12 protein-coding genes and 1 pseudogene are annotated in these 15,299 nt (G+C 56.3%); 4 read left to right on the top strand and 9 right to left on the bottom strand.

Going from position 1 to position 15,299, the window contains the following annotated elements:
* Positions 1-5 precede the first annotated feature (5 nt).
* The 3 genes from PSH64_RS15840 to PSH64_RS15830 form a co-directional block, all read right to left on the bottom strand.
* Positions 6-2,219 carry a hypothetical protein gene (locus PSH64_RS15840; protein WP_305477779.1) on the bottom strand — a complete coding sequence of 738 codons (2,214 nt, stop codon included), beginning with the start codon at positions 2,217-2,219 and terminating at the stop codon, positions 6-8.
* A gap of 41 nt (positions 2,220-2,260) precedes the next feature.
* On the bottom strand, positions 2,261-3,433 hold the full coding sequence (wecB, locus tag PSH64_RS15835) for a non-hydrolyzing UDP-N-acetylglucosamine 2-epimerase (RefSeq protein WP_305477778.1): 1,173 nt from the start codon (positions 3,431-3,433) through the stop codon (positions 2,261-2,263).
* Between the two features lie 646 nt (positions 3,434-4,079).
* A complete protein-coding gene (locus PSH64_RS15830) occupies positions 4,080-4,970 on the bottom strand; it encodes a LysR family transcriptional regulator (protein WP_105344576.1) in 891 nt (296 codons plus the stop codon).
* A 92-nt stretch (positions 4,971-5,062) separates the two neighbouring features.
* Here PSH64_RS15830 and PSH64_RS15825 point away from each other — a divergent pair, with 92 nt between their 5' ends.
* Both PSH64_RS15825 and PSH64_RS15820 read left to right on the top strand, forming a co-directional pair.
* Positions 5,063-6,070, top strand: a complete 1,008-nt coding sequence (locus PSH64_RS15825; RefSeq protein WP_305477777.1) for an aldo/keto reductase — start codon at positions 5,063-5,065, stop codon at positions 6,068-6,070.
* Between the two features lie 386 nt (positions 6,071-6,456).
* Positions 6,457-7,329: an ADP-polyphosphate phosphotransferase gene (locus tag PSH64_RS15820; RefSeq protein ID WP_305477776.1), complete on the top strand. Its 873-nt coding sequence runs from the start codon at positions 6,457-6,459 to the stop codon at positions 7,327-7,329.
* A gap of 37 nt (positions 7,330-7,366) precedes the next feature.
* Here PSH64_RS15820 and arsA read toward each other — a convergent pair whose 3' ends face one another.
* A complete protein-coding gene (gene arsA, locus PSH64_RS15815) occupies positions 7,367-9,127 on the bottom strand; it encodes an arsenical pump-driving ATPase (protein ID WP_305477775.1) in 1,761 nt (586 codons plus the stop codon).
* 80 nt (positions 9,128-9,207) lie between these two features.
* Here arsA and PSH64_RS30465 point away from each other — a divergent pair.
* Positions 9,208-9,291: pseudogene (locus tag PSH64_RS30465) on the top strand (tRNA (adenine-N(1))-methyltransferase); the annotation flags it as partial.
* On the opposite strand, the gene tssI reads toward PSH64_RS30465, so the two are convergent.
* Positions 9,252-10,568 (bottom strand): type VI secretion system tip protein TssI/VgrG, encoded by a 1,317-nt coding sequence (gene tssI / locus PSH64_RS15810; RefSeq protein WP_305477774.1) that lies wholly within the window; start codon positions 10,566-10,568, stop codon positions 9,252-9,254. The pseudogene PSH64_RS30465 and the gene tssI sit on opposite strands and share 40 nt — an antisense overlap.
* Positions 10,569-10,864: 296 nt before the next feature.
* The gene (locus tag PSH64_RS15805) at positions 10,865-11,968 is read right to left on the bottom strand and encodes a polyamine ABC transporter substrate-binding protein (RefSeq protein ID WP_305477773.1); all 1,104 of its coding nucleotides are present in this window, start codon (positions 11,966-11,968) and stop codon (positions 10,865-10,867) included.
* 138 nt (positions 11,969-12,106) lie between these two features.
* Here PSH64_RS15805 and PSH64_RS15800 point away from each other — a divergent pair, with 138 nt between their 5' ends.
* On the top strand, positions 12,107-12,898 hold the full coding sequence (locus PSH64_RS15800; protein WP_305477772.1) for a response regulator transcription factor: 792 nt from the start codon (positions 12,107-12,109) through the stop codon (positions 12,896-12,898).
* Positions 12,899-13,052: 154 nt separating this feature from the next.
* Here PSH64_RS15800 and PSH64_RS15795 read toward each other — a convergent pair whose 3' ends face one another.
* Genes PSH64_RS15795 through PSH64_RS15785 form a run of 3 tightly spaced genes read right to left on the bottom strand, consistent with a single transcriptional unit; the run spans position 13,053 to position 15,269 of the window.
* Positions 13,053-13,817, bottom strand: a complete 765-nt coding sequence (locus PSH64_RS15795) for an ABC transporter ATP-binding protein (RefSeq protein ID WP_007936956.1) — start codon at positions 13,815-13,817, stop codon at positions 13,053-13,055.
* A gap of 16 nt (positions 13,818-13,833) precedes the next feature.
* Positions 13,834-14,544 carry an ABC transporter permease gene (locus PSH64_RS15790; RefSeq protein WP_305477771.1) on the bottom strand — a complete coding sequence of 237 codons (711 nt, stop codon included), beginning with the start codon at positions 14,542-14,544 and terminating at the stop codon, positions 13,834-13,836.
* Positions 14,541-15,269, bottom strand: a complete 729-nt coding sequence (locus PSH64_RS15785; RefSeq protein ID WP_105344553.1) for an ABC transporter permease — start codon at positions 15,267-15,269, stop codon at positions 14,541-14,543. Before PSH64_RS15785 ends, PSH64_RS15790 begins: the two co-directional genes overlap by 4 nt.
* Positions 15,270-15,299 lie beyond the last annotated feature (30 nt).

The following is a 15,299-nucleotide window of genomic DNA, read 5'->3' as shown; positions in this document are numbered from 1 at the left end:
TACCGTTACTGGCGATTGCGACGGGCGTTACGGCCGGCCAGCAACAGGATGAGGACCAACAGGATGCCACCGGGAATCAGCCACAACAGCGACGGTGTGCGCCAGGCGTCCAGCCCCTTGGGTTCTTCGTGGTCGATCAATTGGCTGCCACTGGGGTCCCGGGTGTCGAAGGTGGTCAGCGCACCGTTGTCACCGAGGATGGCGACGTCGCCGCGACTCAATAGAATCTGCCTGGCGAAGCGGGGGGCGTCGGCGCCCAGTGTGCGATAGACCAGACCGTGCTGGCCGCCGCTCTCCACGGCTTGCAACGAGGCCAGGTGGTTGAGCGGATGCACGTCGAGCAACACCTGATCCTTGTGATTGATACGCAGGCGACCCTGCTCATCGACCTGCACCGATTCCTTGCTGTCCTTGATCGGCAACTCGAAGGCCAGGAAGGCTTTGTCCGGCGCGCCCGAGGCTTTCGGGTCGGCGCTGACATTCAATTGCGCACGCAGCGGCGAAACGCCCGCGGCATCCGCCACCGAAATCACCTGCGGCAAGCTGCTTGCCGGATGCTCGAGGTAGGCCTGCGGCACGAGGATTTGCGCGTCCATGGCAAAGCGCGCGGCCATGCCGGAGAAGTCATCATCCAGCGCGGTTTTTTCCAGCACGATGTGGCTGGTCGGCAGCACCGAGACCGGGAAGGCTTGTGGCGTTTCGAGGCAGCGATCACTGACCGGCTGGCGTTGGAACGACACGCGCAGCACGTTGGTCGAGCCCACGGCGTAACGCGGGATCCGCGCTTCGATGCGTTGCTTTTCTCCGTTGGCCACCAGCTGTTGTGCGCCAATCAGATAATCGTTGAGAAACAGTGAGGCCACCGGCGCGGTGTCCGAGGCGCCGGGTGCGGCGGACACATCGATCACCGCCTTCACCGGCAGACGTCCGTCGTAGGCCACGCTGCCCAGAGGGAACGAGGTGCTCCAGTCGGATTTGGCCAGCACGTCGATGGTGCCGGGTTTGCCGCCCAGGCGCGACAAGGCCACACGGCCATCGGCGCTCAATGGCAAGTGGGCTTCGCTGACCGTCAATTGGCGGCTGCGTGCCAGTGTGTTCCAGGCCGAGCTGAACAAGGCCAAGGCCTTGCCGGTCGCTTGCGGCGCGATCGTCAGCACCGGGCGTGTGCCCAGCAATGCCAGTCGCACATTGTCCGTGCCGGTGGCGGCCAGGCCCGCATCGATATGCCTTACACGCCATTGCGCGAAGGCGCTGGCCGCAGTGGCGTCGAGACCTTGAATCTGACTTTGCAGCGCGTCCAGAGACTCATTGACGGCTTTGAGCAGTTGCGGGTCGTTGATCGCCAGATCCGCCTGGACGTTCGGGGTCTGGCCCAACATCAGCAGCGCGCCGATTTGCGCCGGGTTCTGCAGAACGTGCAGGCCTTTACCGTTGAGGCTGGCGAACGCTGGAATAGTTTGCAGTTCGGCCGGGATGCGCAGGCCGGTCAGGTCGATGCTGTCCTGCACGGCAGGGAAGGGCAGGATGCGGCTGTGCTTGCCGATCCGCTCCAGTGCCACGCCCAGACGCCAGGCCGCGTCGTAGCTTTCGGTGGACAAGGTGCCCGGCGCGACCATGATCCCCGGTTTGCCGGGCAATGCCGTCCAGGCCGCACCGACGTCCTGTAACTGGCTGGCGTCGTAGCTGTAGTTGAGGCGGGTGTCCGGTTCGATACGCAATACGTTGCCAATGGCGCGTTCGTCCTCGCACAACACGCGGGATACGATCGACGACCAGGCAATACCCAGGCGCACCGAGCCGCTTTCACGCGCTTTCTTGTCCACGCCCAGCGTGGCGCTGGCGTCGCCTTGAGCTTCGCTGAGGCCTTCGGCGCGCACCGGATAGCTGTCCAGCGACAGCAGCAATGTGTTACGACCGCCTTCGCCATTGAGGTAGCTGGCGTCGAAATTCAGTGTGGCATCGGTCAATGGCACACCGGCCGGCACTGGCAAATACAATTCGCGGCGGGCATCGGTGGAGCCAAGGATGATGGGGGCATCGATCCCCAGATCGCTCAAGCGGATCTCACGCTCCTGCCGAGTGTCGGCGTTGAGCCGATTGATCGCCTGGGTGAGCGGGCTGTCCGCGGCCAAGGCGAAGGTCGGCATGAGCGCGAGCAGGCTCACGCCACAGGCAAGGGCGCTGAACGCACCCCTATGGATGGCAACGGAAGGCTTCATTCAGGTAGATCTCGAGCTGATAAGGGGAGGAGCGGTTCGGTTTAGAGAGAGGTGAAAGCCGGGTAACTTTTCTCGGGCACAGGCACCGCTGACGGGTAGTGCAGGAACCTGGGCAATGACTGCCGAGTGACGACGAATTCATCGACCGGGCGCCCCATCAGCGCGTCGACGATACGCGCACTGGCGTAGCCATCGCCGTATGGGTTGGCCGCCTGGGAGCATCGCCGCCACAGCAGCTCGTCATCGAACAACGCGTTGACACCCGCGATGATCGAGTCCGGAGAGGTGCCGACCAGGCGCACAGTGCCCGCCGCGACCGCTTCGGGGCGCTCGGTAACGTCACGCATGACCAGCACGGGTTTGCCCAGTGACGGCGCTTCTTCCTGCACGCCACCTGAGTCGGTGAGGATCACATGCGCCCGTTGCATCAGACGCACGAAAGCCAGGTAGTCCAGTGGTTTGATCAGATGCACATTGGGCAGGTCGCCCAACTGCTCGGTGACCGGGCCCATGACATTGGGGTTCAAGTGCACCGGATAGACGATCTGGATGTCGGCACGCCGGGCCAAATGGCTCAGGGCCTTGCAGATGTCGAGGAAGCCTTCGCCGAAGTTTTCCCGACGATGCCCGGTGACCAGCAATACCTTGCGGCCGGGCTGCAGGAACGAGAATTGTCCATCCAGGCTGGCACACAGGTCAGCGTCCTGTTCGAGGCGTTGCGCGGTCATCTGCAAAGCGTCGATCACCGTATTGCCGGTCACGAAAGAGCGACCCTGCAAACGCTCGTCGAGCAGGTTCTGGCGCGACTCCTGGGTGGGTGCAAACAACATGTCCGCGCCCAGGTCGATACAGCGGCGATTCATTTCTTCCGGCCATGGGCTGTAGATGTCACCGGTACGCAGTCCGGCTTCCACATGGCCGACCGGGATGCGTCGATGGAACGCAGCCATCGCGGCCACCATGGCCGAGGTGGTGTCGCCATGTACCAGCACCCGGTCGGGACGGGTCATTTCCAGCACCGGATCAATTGCCTCGTAAAGCGCCGCGGTCAGCGAATTGAGCGTCTGGTGCGGTGTCATCACATCGAGGGTGTAATCGGCCTTGAGGTCGAACAGATCCAGCACCTGTTTAAGCATGCTTTGATGTTGGCCGGTGATGCATATCTGCGAATGAATGCCAGGTTCGGCAGCGAGGGCTTTGACTAAAGGCGCCATCTTGATGGCTTCTGGACGGGTACCGAAGATCGAAAGGATTTTAAGCCTTGAATGATGGCGGACGATGATGCCTTCCTCGCGCAGTTTTAGTGCGCAACACAAAAGCTGACCCAAGTTTTATTGGAACTTGAGCAAGCTAGCGTTATTTGAGTTTAGTAAAGGCCGGGATAGTCAGCGCAAGCGCTGATGTTCACTTCATGTGAGGGGGGATGTCGCCTGGAAACCCGGAAGCTGCCGGATTATTAGCATCGATGATGAATATTTTAAAGCGTTATATGTGTTTTTTAATTTAATTATAAAGTTTGAAACTTTTATATTTGTGGTCGGTCTTTTCTAGTTTTCTTTGAGTTGGAGGTGTTTAGTTTTGAGCGTTGCTAGAGTTTTATATAATTGATTCTTATCGTAATTTTATATTTTAATTCCGTTCGTCAGTGTGTATGAATTATTCATTGGTTGTGACGGTCGCGGCGGCACTGCTAAAAGTCTTTTTTTCTGGGTGATGGTTATTGTAGTGGTCACTTAAATGACGCCTGAATATTGTCGTGGTTGAGGTAGGGTAATAAGGTTTTAAATAAAGGTCTATGGCTCATTGAACGAAGCGACTCTGTTTTTTATGGTTGACGCGATTGTAAGCATCAGACGTTTTTTAATTCCCTCTGATGAATTCGATGAGCGCTTTCAAGGCCGGTGGCACATGGCGCCGGCTGGAGTAGTAAAGAAAGAATCGGCTTGGCGGTGCTTTCCATTCCTGGAGTATTTCTCTGAGATTTCCGTTGCGGAGATCGTCGCGCACCAGCTCCTCGTAGACATAGGCAATACCAGCGCCATCTTTCGCCGCCTGGATCATCAGCGCATCGTCTTCCAGAATGAGCGGGCCTGTGACGGACAACCGTATCGGTTGACCGTCTGCTTGATACTCCCAAGCGTAAAGTTTGCCACTGGGAAAACGCCTGGCAATACACTCATGGTCGAGCAAGTCACGGGGTACCTGCGCGATCCCATTCGTGTCCAGATAGGCATCCGCCGCAACGGTCACGAACGATTGAGGTGCGCCGACAGGGACTGCGATCATGTCGCCGGCCAGGCTTTCGCCAAAGCGGACTCCAGCGTCAAACCCGCCATTCACGATATCGGTCAATCCGTCATCGGTGATCAGGTCCAACTGGATACGTGGATACCTGGCCACGAAGGGCGCGAGCATTTTCGCAAACACGATGCGAGCCGCCGGACGCGCCACGTTGAGGCGAAGTTTGCCAGTGGGCACTTCCTGCATCGAGGTCAATTGCGCCAATGCATCGGCAACCTGGTGCAGGCTCGGGACCAGCGTCGCCAATAGCTGTTGCCCGGCCTCGGTCGGGGTCACGCTACGGGTGGTTCGGTTCAGCAGCCTGATGCCCAAGCGTGCTTCCAGCGCTCGCATCGCATGACTCAACGCGGAAGCCGAAACGCCACGCTCATCGGCGGCCTTGCGAAAGCTGCGATGGCGAGCGACGGCGGCAAAGGCATCGAGTTCAGAGAGTTCGGGGTGATTACTCATGAATGCCATTCATTAGTTCAAATACGATTACCTATCTTATCGTCACGAGATGGCTCCCGGATACTTCTCACATCATTTGTGGAGAGGTCGCTATGCAAAAGAATCGTCTTGGATCATCGGATTTTCTGATTTCGCCTATTGGCCTGGGGACATGGGCAATCGCCGGTACCGGTTGGGAATACAGTTGGGGAGCGCAGGATGACAAGGAGAGCCTGGGCGCACTTGAATATGCCGTCGAACGCGGCGTGAACTGGATTGATACCGCTGCGGTTTATGGCTTGGGCCATGCGGAGCAATTAGTGGGGCAATTGCTGCGTCGGGTGCCGGCCTCGCGGCGTCCTTTGGTGTTCACCAAAGGCAGCCTGGTCTGGGATCCGGTCACGAAGGCGATTTCGCACTCCCTGGCCCCCCAATCCATGCTCGCCGAGATCGATGCAAGCTTGCGCCGGCTGCAAGTCGAGACGATCGATCTTTATCAGATCCACTGGCCAGCCTTTCCTGCCGACGCCGGCAGTGAAGGTATTGAAATGGCGCTTTCGGCGTTGGCGGCCGCGCGCGATCAAGGAAAAATTCGCGCTATCGGTGTATCGAATTTCGACGTCGCTCAGCTCAAGCGGGCGCAGGCGGTGACAGAGATTGTTTCGCTCCAGCCGCCATATTCCGCCTTGATGCGGGACATCGAGAAGGATGTCCTGCCATTCTGTGAGCAGGCCGGGATGGGTGTCCTTGCCTATTCCACGCTTCAATCGGGGCTGCTGTCCGGCAGCATGACGCGCGAACGCATTTCGCAACTGCCCGAAGACGATTGGCGCAAGACTCGAAGTGCTGATTTCCAGGAGCCTCGTTTGAGTGCGAACCTGGCATTGGTTGACGTCATGGCACGCATTGGCGAAAGGCACGGGGTGAGCGCTGCTGCAGTCGCCATCGCCTGGGTACTTCGCAAACCGGTTGTGACGGGCGCCATTGTCGGAGCCCGCCGTCCGGCACAAGTAGACGGACTGATTGCCGCCTCGGAGCTGCGCCTTGGCACCTCGGAAATCGACGAAATTCGACCGTTTCTACCATCGGGCACGGGAACAAATGTCCCTGGTGCCGCCTGACTCCATTGAGCAGAGGATAAGCATTAAACGCAGGCATTCAATGGGTAGCAGAGTGGTCGATCAAGATCGCAATGCTACCAACGCCAGGACCAAGAAGATCGTCAGTAGCGTAGCCACGGTAAGCCTGCCGATGATCGCAATTGCGCACCCACTGCCGCAAATATTTTCGCGTCTCAAAACTCTACCAACGCGTTTGCGCATGCAGCAGGCAGGGCTCAAGGGCTTGCTCCTTTGCCCGGATGGCAGATACTCGCGAGATTCGGTTATGCGCTAGTCTCTTGTCTAATTCTGAACGACGCTTTGAAGGTCGCGATGATCAGATGGCGAGCTCCCAATGCAGCTTCAAGGCAACCAGCAACAGCGCCGGTGGCGCCGAAAGGCGAAATATGAAAATCAATTCGGCGGATTTTAGAGTTCGGGAGGGTGACGACGTCGATCTGCGCAAGTGGCCGACGAAGCTGGAACCTTTCTACAAGTCAAAACAGCAATATCGCAAGCTTTTGAGCGAGCATGTTGCGCAACTAAGTGAGCAACAACAGCTACTTTACGCATCCAATCGCCATGCCATCCTGCTGATTTTCCAGGCGATGGATGCGGCAGGAAAAGATGGTGCCATCAAGCATGTGATGTCAGGGGTTAATCCGCAAGGATGCCAAGTATTCAGCTTCAAGCATCCCAGCGCGGCCGAATTGGAACACGACTTTCTTTGGAGAACCACGCGTGATTTACCGGAACGCGGACGGATTGGCATATTCAATCGGTCCTACTATGAGGAGGTACTGATAGCCCGTGTGCATCCCGAGATTCTCCGAAGCGAGGGGCTTCCGGATGCCTTTGCAAGCAATAATACTGTGTGGCGTGACCGATACCGTTCGATCTCCAACTTGGAGCGACACCTTTCCAGCAACGGAACCCGAATCGTCAAGTTCTTTCTCCATCTCTCAAAAGAGGAGCAACGAAAACGCTTCCTCGAACGCATCGACAAGCCGGAGAAGAACTGGAAATTTAGTACTGCTGACATCGAGGAACGAAAGTATTGGGAAGACTATATGCAGGCGTACGAAAAATGTCTTAGTGCAACCAGCACGACCGAGACGCCTTGGTATGTCGTGCCTGCCGACGACAAGAAAAATGCCCGACTGATCGTATCTCAGATATTTTCAGATGTACTGGATGGACTGAAAATGTCATATCCAAAGACCAGTGATGAGCGCCATCACGAACTGCTGAGTATCCGCAAGCAGCTCCTGGAAGAATAACCGGCCCACTCGAATTGGCCGAGCCGACGCTGGCGCGTCAATCCAGCAGGCGCTTCAGCGCAGCGACCCCAACAGGCGGCTCCACCGTCCAGGGCACCACGATGACTGCATGGCTGGTTTGGCCTGCAACCCGCGTCATCTGCTTGCGCTCACTATCCAGGCGCGCTCGTAGCAGCGGGTCATCGGTGCCTGTGGCCAGTAGAGACTTATTGACCACCCATGCAAACGGTTCGATTTTGGCCCGGCGCAAGTCATCCTGCAGTGCTGCCGCCTGAGACACCGGTGTGGCTTCGGGTAGCGTCACCAGGATGATTTTGGTGTAGTCCGCATCTTGCAGGCGCATCAAAGGCGTGACGATGTGGTCCGAGGTCTTGCCTTTGAATTCCCGAAGCATCTGGCGGTGATAGGCGCCTGTGGCATCCATCAGTAGCAAGGAATGCCCCGTGGGAGCGGTGTCCAGCACCACGAACGAAGTTCTGGCTTGAGAAACCACGCGGGAGAACGCGTGGAAGACCGCGACCTCTTCGGTGCAGGGGGATCGCAGATCCTCGATGAGCAAGGCTAATTCATCTTCCGTCAGGGTCGGCGCGCGGGACGCCACGATCTTGTCCACGTATTTTTGGGTCTCGACCTTAGGGTCGATGCGACCAATGCTGAGCCCTGGCACATCGGCGTGGAGGGTCACGGCCAGATGCGCCGCAGGGTCCGTGGTGCTCAGGTGCACGGACTTGCCGTGCTGCACCAGTCCCAGGGCGATGGCGGCGGCAATGGTGGTTTTGCCAACCCCCCCTTTGCCCATGACCATGATCAACCCACGCTCGTCATTCGCAAGCTCGGCAACCAGTTCCGAGAGGGGGTGATATTCCAGGTGTGAGTGTTCTTGGTTTGCAGTACTTGTTGGTCGAGCAAACTCCGGGGAAAGCAGTCCTCGGAGCGCGGGCAAGCCAACAGAATCTACAGCCTTGAGCGCAATGTAGTCGGCTGAAAGCTGGCGTAGCGAAGCCGGCATCTCGTCTAGCGCCTGCTGGCCGATCGCTTCGATGGCTGCTGCGATAGGGTCATTCAAGTCGCCGCGTTTGAACACCGCATTCACCACGAGACGTTGGTTTTCCAGACCCAACTCACGGAGCTCGTCGGAGGAACGCGCGGCCTCAACGAGCGCGCCTTTGTCAGGGCGAGCCACTAGCACGACGGTGGTCAGGGCCGGATTGTTGAGCGCCGCCAACGCCTGATTGAAAAGCTGCTCCTGCATTTTCAACCCCGAGTGCGGCCCCAGGCATGACGCACCACGATCATTGCCCTCCAAAAATCCGCTCCACGCTTTTGGCAGGCTCAACAGCCTGAGCGTATGCCCCGTGGGAGCGGTATCGAATACGACATGATCATAGGCCGCGCCGCCCTGTGACAGGAGGAGGGAGAACTCATCGAAGGTTGCGATTTCGGTCGTGCATGCCCCCGAAAGTTGCTCACGCACCAGAGCAATATCTTGATCGCTGGCCTGGGAGCCCATTTGTTCGACCACTCGGGCTCGGTAGCCAATGGCGGCGGTCTCGGGGTCGATGTTGAGCACGAACATTCCAGGCACGTCCGGCACCGCTACAGGCTGATTGCTCAGCTCGACACCGAGCATCTCGTCAAGGTTCGAGGCAGCGTCTGTGCTAACCAGCAGCACCTTCTTGCCTGCATCAGCCAAGGCGATTGATACCGCTGTGGAGACCGACGTTTTGCCAACCCCGCCCTTGCCAGTGAAGAACATATATTTGGTGGGTTGATCGAGCAGCTTGATGGTGGACTGCATAGCACACTAGCCTCCCTATGGAGCACAACTGGGGCTTAGAGTTTAGACCGATGCTCTCGACACGACAGCGCATGTGAGTTCATGGAGGAACGCAGCCACTGCCTCAATGGCTGATGAAAAATGGCTACCGCATCCTCTGCGAGGAAGTACTGCGGCAACACAGGCAACCGCTGATCAGCGGTTGATCGGGGTCGCTTTCGAGAAATGTGACCATGACTTCCACGCCCGTTCGGGGGGACGTTATTTCACAACTCCAATTGGAGGTCCCCCCCAGCCAACAACAACTCTTGTCGTCAAATCTACCTTCGCGGTCCCAGGGGAACTTGACCTTGACCCTTCCGAGACGCCGATCACTCTGGTCCTCGTCTTCCAGAGCGATGACCACAGCGGTCTGGTTGCTTGGCACCTGAGGTTTTTGGTGAGCCAAGGGCGGACGATAGGACACGTCCCAGGGAAGAACCATAAAGCGGTTGCGGTAACCCTGATGAAAGTCATCCTCGTTGTCAGTGTTGCCACTGGCGACGTTCTCACTCAATACCTGTGGTTGCTTGCCTTCGTGGATGACCTGAGTCAGTAGCCATAGGGCGTTCCACTCTTGATGCGGATGGCCTGAGATTTCCAGAACATGGCCACTGACTAACCGGGTCTGGTCACTTTGCCCTTCAGCTTGACGATAAGCCGCGTGGCGGCGCTCCATAGCACGCAGACTTATCTGCTTGCCGTGCTCATGGCTTGTGAAAGGCTTCAGCTTGATATCGTTTTCCATGCCTGGCTGTTGCTCGCTTCTCCCCAGACGCAGATTGAAGCGCTTGATCAGTGGCTCGTTGGCCACCCTATCGCTCTCTTGTCCATAAGCAGTGGGTTGCCCAATCCTGGGAAAAGCTGCCTGATCATCGCCAAAGACCAGTACGTGGCCTTGAGCGCTGTGTTGGAAGTGAAAGTGGATACCTTCTTCTTCGCACAAGCGCTGAATAAAGTGCAAATCCGTTTCATCGTACTGGGTACAGTAGTCACGCTCGGGGTAGGTCGACCCCAGATGAAGCCGATAAGCGTCACCCACAATCCCGTGTTCTTCCAGTATCAAGGCGACGATTTTCGGCACCGAAAACTGTTGATAGATCCTCTGGTTGATGCGGTGGCGCAAGTAGGACAGGTGCGGTACGAGGGCCAGGCTGTAGCGCGTCAAACGCTGACTCTTACCGCTTTGAGCGATGTGATAGACCCGTCCATGAATGCCATTGCCCTTCGTGTCGAAGGTCAGAAAAGCCTCTATGTCGAAAAGGCTTTCGAGATCCAGGTCAGACCGCTCGCTAACAAGCTCCACGTTGAAGAGGTAAGGCCTGCTGATTGCCTCCTCTCCGGTGAAGGCGAGCACTTGAAAATCATGCTCAAAACCGTCGATTGTCAAACTGAAGTGCGCCTGATTGGCTGGGCTGAACATCCGCTGTTCTCTTCTTGCATGAGGTGTTGAATTGACGCTGTCGCAGACAGCAATGTCAGGAACGCGGTTTTTACAAACAGCTGCGCGAATGCCGTTACGAGCAATGGCTAGAACAAGGGCTATCAGTATCGGCAGCTTCCGACGCCAACTCCAACGCGAGGGGGTTCCTTCCAGGAACTCAAGGATGAGGGCGTTTGCGTCTTGTTTTTCGGATATAAATAGTCAACCTGCTGCTCGTCATGCCCACGATTAGAATAAAAACTTGCATCGAGCAACAGGCGACAAATCAAGTCAGATCACACACCACTCTTCACTTTGTTCCAAATCCGTGTGCGGATTCGCTCCAGCTTCAATGGCAGTGGCTCAAGGGGAACAAGTGTGGCAATAGTCTTTTTGTCTGGATAAATCCAAGGGTTGTCTCGCAATTTCTGTTCGACAAACTCAGCGGCATCTTTATTGGCGTTAGGATAGAGAGTGTGGTTTGAGGTCTTGGCAATGATTTCTGGTCGCAACATATAGTTAATAAACGCCATACCTTCCTTTGGGTGAGGAGCGTCTTTCAGCAGAACCAGATTTTCCGACCAGACCAGCGCTCCTTCGCGAGGAAGGCTGTAGGTAATCTTGCGTCCAGTGTTGGCCTTTTCGTTTATGGCCTGCGCAGCAAGGGCACCATTAGCCCATCCCACAACTGCACAAATATTGCCGTCAGCCAGGTCGGCGTCAATTCGGGATGAATCGAAATAGAGGACGTAGGGACGGATTTTTAACAGTAGGGCTTGAGCTTTCTGGTAATCATCCGGGTTCCTGCTGTTGCTGGGGAGCCCAAGGTAATGCAAAGCAATCGAAATGATCTCACTTGGAGAGTCAAGCATTGCCACACCACACGACTGGAGCTTGCTGATGTTTTCTTCTTTGAAGATCAAATCCCAGCTATTCACCGGAGCATTATCACCCAATGCCGCTTTGACTTTGTCAACGTCATAGCCAATGCCGGTAGTACCCCATAAATAAGGTACAGCGTAGCGATTACCAGGATCGTTGACCGCGACCTGGGACAAGATATCAGGATCGATATGTGACAAATTACTCAGTTGGTTACGATCCAGCGGCTGGAGTACTCCCGCCTGGATCAGGCTTGGCAACACATTGGAGGTGGCCACAACCACGTCATACCCCGTGCGCCCAGCCATTACCTTGCTCTGCATGATTTCGGCGCTGTCGAAAGCATCCATATGCACTCTGGTGCCGGTTGCCTGCTCAAACTCCTTTGGGGTCTCCGGTGCGAGAAGCCCGAACCAGTTATACAGATACACCCCAGGCTCTACAGCCCCCACTGATGTGCTTATCCCTGCACAGAGAAGCGAGGCTGAAAAAATGGTTCGCAAATGTGACTTTTTCATGCAGCATCCTTGTCAAGACGATGTGCCCTCATGGCCATCGTAAGTCCTGCCAGCGAATATACCGGGCGTTACCGAATAGTAAATACCTACGAATACTTAGCTCTGACCTACGAGTCCCTAACCCAAAAGGGGTAGAAAATGCCGTTCGACCTTCATAGCCTGGCTTGGCACCGATCAATCGGGAAACTGATCATGCAGTTGAACCGTCCAGAGTTCTGGAGTTCGCTTGTTCGTATATTAAATGAATACGTGCAAATCGATAATTGGGTTGTATTGATCTTTAGCAATCAACAGGTGCAAGTTGTTAGTCTTCCTGAGATAGCAGATGCCGAAGAGGTAGACGCGTTCACTCATCGCTATGTGAAGGGGCTATACCTGCTGGATCCATTTTATATAGCTAATCGAGAAAATCCCCAGAGTGGTTTCTTTCATTTGCTGGATATTGCACCGGAATACTTTCTTGAGACTGAGTATTATCATCAATATTTTGCACAATATATCTCTGTGGATGAGGCTCAGTACAATGTTCAGCTCGACGCCGATAGAACGTTATGCATTTCCATTGGTAGCAAAGTCCGTTTTAATCAAGAGCAAATAACAATGCTTGATATTGTCAAGCCATGGGTGACTGCATTAATGCATCAGCGCATGTGTTTTGAAAATGATGTAGAGAAAAGTCTCACTGAACCACCCCTATGGCCAGAAACGATTACCCAGCTTGGCACACAAATAACAACGCGCGAAAGTGATGTGCTCAGATTGTTGCTGAGTGGCTTCTCTAATAAAGAGATAGCCGGAAAGCTTTCCCTCTCGGTGGAAACGATAAAGGTTCACCGTCGCAATATTTATGCCAAATTAAATATCAAGTCACAATCCGAATTGTTTGCTCGATTTTTTATGCCAAAACAGGATGTTTTTTCTACAAGTTGAAGTCGGTGTTTTAGTTTGGATATTACCGTTGAGCAACCCTATCGCCCCGTTAGATAGCAACCGGGATTGCCGGCCCGTCGCGCGGCGGCGATGCGTTGGCTCAGGTTGAACCAGCGCCTTCGAGCAACCCTGCGGTCGCTCGAAGGCGCTCCGGTTACTTCAGGTTGCCGCTGAGGAATTGCTGCAGGCGCTCGCTCTTGGGGTTGCCCAATACGTCCTCGGGCGCACCTTGCTCTTCGACCCGCCCCTGGTGCAGGAACAGCACCTGGTTCGACACTTTGCGCGCAAAGCTCATTTCGTGGGTCACCATGATCATGGTGCGGCCTTCTTCGGCCAGCCCCTGGATCACCTTGAGCACTTCGCCCACCAGTTCCGGGTCCAGAGCCGACGTCGGCTCGTCGAACAGCATGATCTCCGGTTCCATGCTCAGGGCACGGGCAATGGCGACCCGTTGCTGCTGACCACCCGAGAGAAACGCCGGGTATTGATCAGCAACCCGTGCCGGCAAACCGACCTTGTCCAGGTAGCGCCGGGCGCGATCCTCTGCGTCCTTCTTGCTGACACCCAGCACCCGGCGTGGAGCCATGGTGATGTTTTCCAGCACCGTCATGTGGCTCCACAGGTTGAAGTGCTGGAACACCATCGCCAGGCGAGTGCGGATGCGTTGCAGTTCGTTGGCGTCGGCCACGCGCATGCCGTGGCGGTCATGGACCATTTGAATCGGCTGGTTGTCCAGACTCATGGCTCCGTCGTTGGGTGTTTCCAGGAAGTTGATGCAACGCAGAAAGGTGCTCTTGCCCGAACCACTGGCGCCGATCAGGCTGATCACATCGCCGGTCCTGGCGTTCAGCGAAACGCCCTTGAGGACTTCATGGTTGCCGTAACTTTTGTGCAGGTTTTCAACGGTCAGTTTGTACATGAAAAAGCATCCTGAATTAGTGAGCCGGGCCGAGAAAAGACAACCAACGGCGTTCAGCCAGGCGGAACAGGCCGACCAGGGAGAACGTGACTGCCAGGTAGATCAACGCGGCGAGGCCGAACGATTGGAAGGTCAGGAAGGTGGCCGAGTTGGCGTCCCGCGCGACTTTCAGGATGTCCGGGACGGTCGCGGTGAAGGCCACGGTGGTCGAGTGCAGCATCAGAATCACTTCGTTGCTGTAGTAAGGCAGCGAGCGACGCAGGGCGGAGGGCATGATCACGTAGGTGTACAGCCTCCAGCCGGTCAGCCCGTAGGCTTTGGCCGCTTCGACTTCACCGTGGTTCATGCTGCGAATCGCCCCGGCGAAGATCTCCGTGGTGTAGGCACAGGTGTTCAGGGCGAAGGCGAGGATGGTGCAGTTCATCGCATCGCGAAAGAACGCATCCAGTACTGGCTGAGCCCGCACCGCGGCCAGGCTGTAAATGCCGGTGTAGCAAATCAGCAGCTGGATATACAGCGGCGTACCGCGAAACAGGTAGGTGTAGAACTGCACCGGCCAGCGCACCCAGACATTGCTCGAGACCCGGGCAATCGACAACGGGATCGACATCACGAAGCCGAAGAGGATCGAGGCACTGAGCAGCCAAAGGGTCATGGCCAGCCCGGTGATGTGATTGCCGTCCTGGAACAGGAAAGGTTTCCAGTATTCCTGCAGTAGCTCGATCATCGCACGGCCTCCCGGGTGCCTGCGGCGTAGAAGATTTCCATCCGGCGCAGGACGTAGTTCGAAACGGTGGTGATCACCAGATAGATCAAGGCGGCCAGAATCAGGAAGAAGAACAGCTGATAGGTGCTCTTGCCCGCGTCCTGGGCCACCTTGACCAGATCGGCCAAGCCAATGATCGACACTAGCGCGGTGGCCTTGAGGATCACCATCCAGTTATTACCGATGCCCGGCAGGGCAAAACGCATCATTTGCGGGAACACCACCAGGCGAAAGCGCTGAGTGCGGGTCAGGCCGTAGGCGGTAGCCGCTTCCATCTGCCCTCGCGGTACGGCAAGGATGGCGCCACGGAAGGTTTCGGTGAAATAAGCCCCGTAGATGAAGCCCAGGGTAATGACCCCGGCGCTAAAGGGGTTGATCTCGACGTATTCCCATTCCATGAAGTCGGTAAACGAGGACAGCCAGGTTTGCAGGCTGTAGAAGATCAGCAGCATCAGCACCAGGTCCGGCACCCCGCGAATCAGCGTGGTGTAGGCCTGCGCAGGGACGCGCAGCAGTGCCGATTTCGAAAGCTTGGCGCTGGCGCCGATCAGGCCCAGGCCAACGCTCACCAGCAAGCACAGAAAGGATAATTTGACCGTCATCCAGGAGCCTTGCAGCAACAGCGGGCCGAAACCCTTGAGGCTAAAGTCTGACAGCCCAAGAATCTGCAATAGGTTTTCTAACATTGAGCAGCCCTACGTCAATCAAAGAAGAGC

This window comes from Pseudomonas sp. FP1742 (assembly GCF_030687145.1).
Classification (GTDB): Bacteria; Pseudomonadota; Gammaproteobacteria; order Pseudomonadales; family Pseudomonadaceae; genus Aquipseudomonas; species Aquipseudomonas frederiksbergensis_D.
This window is presented reverse-complemented; position numbering and strand designations above follow the sequence as displayed.

Excerpts from the sequence above, each read along its gene's own strand:
- wecB (WP_305477778.1), bottom strand. The coding sequence starts at position 3,433 with ATGGCGCCTTTAGTCAAAGCCCTCGCTGCCGAACCTGGCATTCATTCG.
- PSH64_RS15790 (WP_305477771.1), bottom strand. The coding sequence starts at position 14,544 with ATGATCGAGCTACTGCAGGAATACTGGAAACCTTTCCTGTTCCAGGAC.
- arsA (WP_305477775.1), bottom strand. The coding sequence starts at position 9,127 with ATGCAGTCCACCATCAAGCTGCTCGATCAACCCACCAAATATATGTTC.
- PSH64_RS15840 (WP_305477779.1), bottom strand. The coding sequence starts at position 2,219 with ATGAAGCCTTCCGTTGCCATCCATAGGGGTGCGTTCAGCGCCCTTGCC.
- PSH64_RS15805 (WP_305477773.1), bottom strand. The coding sequence starts at position 11,968 with ATGAAAAAGTCACATTTGCGAACCATTTTTTCAGCCTCGCTTCTCTGT.
- PSH64_RS15785 (WP_105344553.1), bottom strand. The coding sequence starts at position 15,269 with ATGTTAGAAAACCTATTGCAGATTCTTGGGCTGTCAGACTTTAGCCTC.
- PSH64_RS15830 (WP_105344576.1), bottom strand. The coding sequence starts at position 4,970 with ATGAGTAATCACCCCGAACTCTCTGAACTCGATGCCTTTGCCGCCGTC.
- PSH64_RS15825 (WP_305477777.1), top strand. The coding sequence starts at position 5,063 with ATGCAAAAGAATCGTCTTGGATCATCGGATTTTCTGATTTCGCCTATT.
- PSH64_RS15800 (WP_305477772.1), top strand. The coding sequence starts at position 12,107 with ATGCCGTTCGACCTTCATAGCCTGGCTTGGCACCGATCAATCGGGAAA.
- PSH64_RS15820 (WP_305477776.1), top strand. The coding sequence starts at position 6,457 with ATGAAAATCAATTCGGCGGATTTTAGAGTTCGGGAGGGTGACGACGTC.
- tssI (WP_305477774.1), bottom strand. The coding sequence starts at position 10,568 with ATGTTCAGCCCAGCCAATCAGGCGCACTTCAGTTTGACAATCGACGGT.
- PSH64_RS15795 (WP_007936956.1), bottom strand. The coding sequence starts at position 13,817 with ATGTACAAACTGACCGTTGAAAACCTGCACAAAAGTTACGGCAACCAT.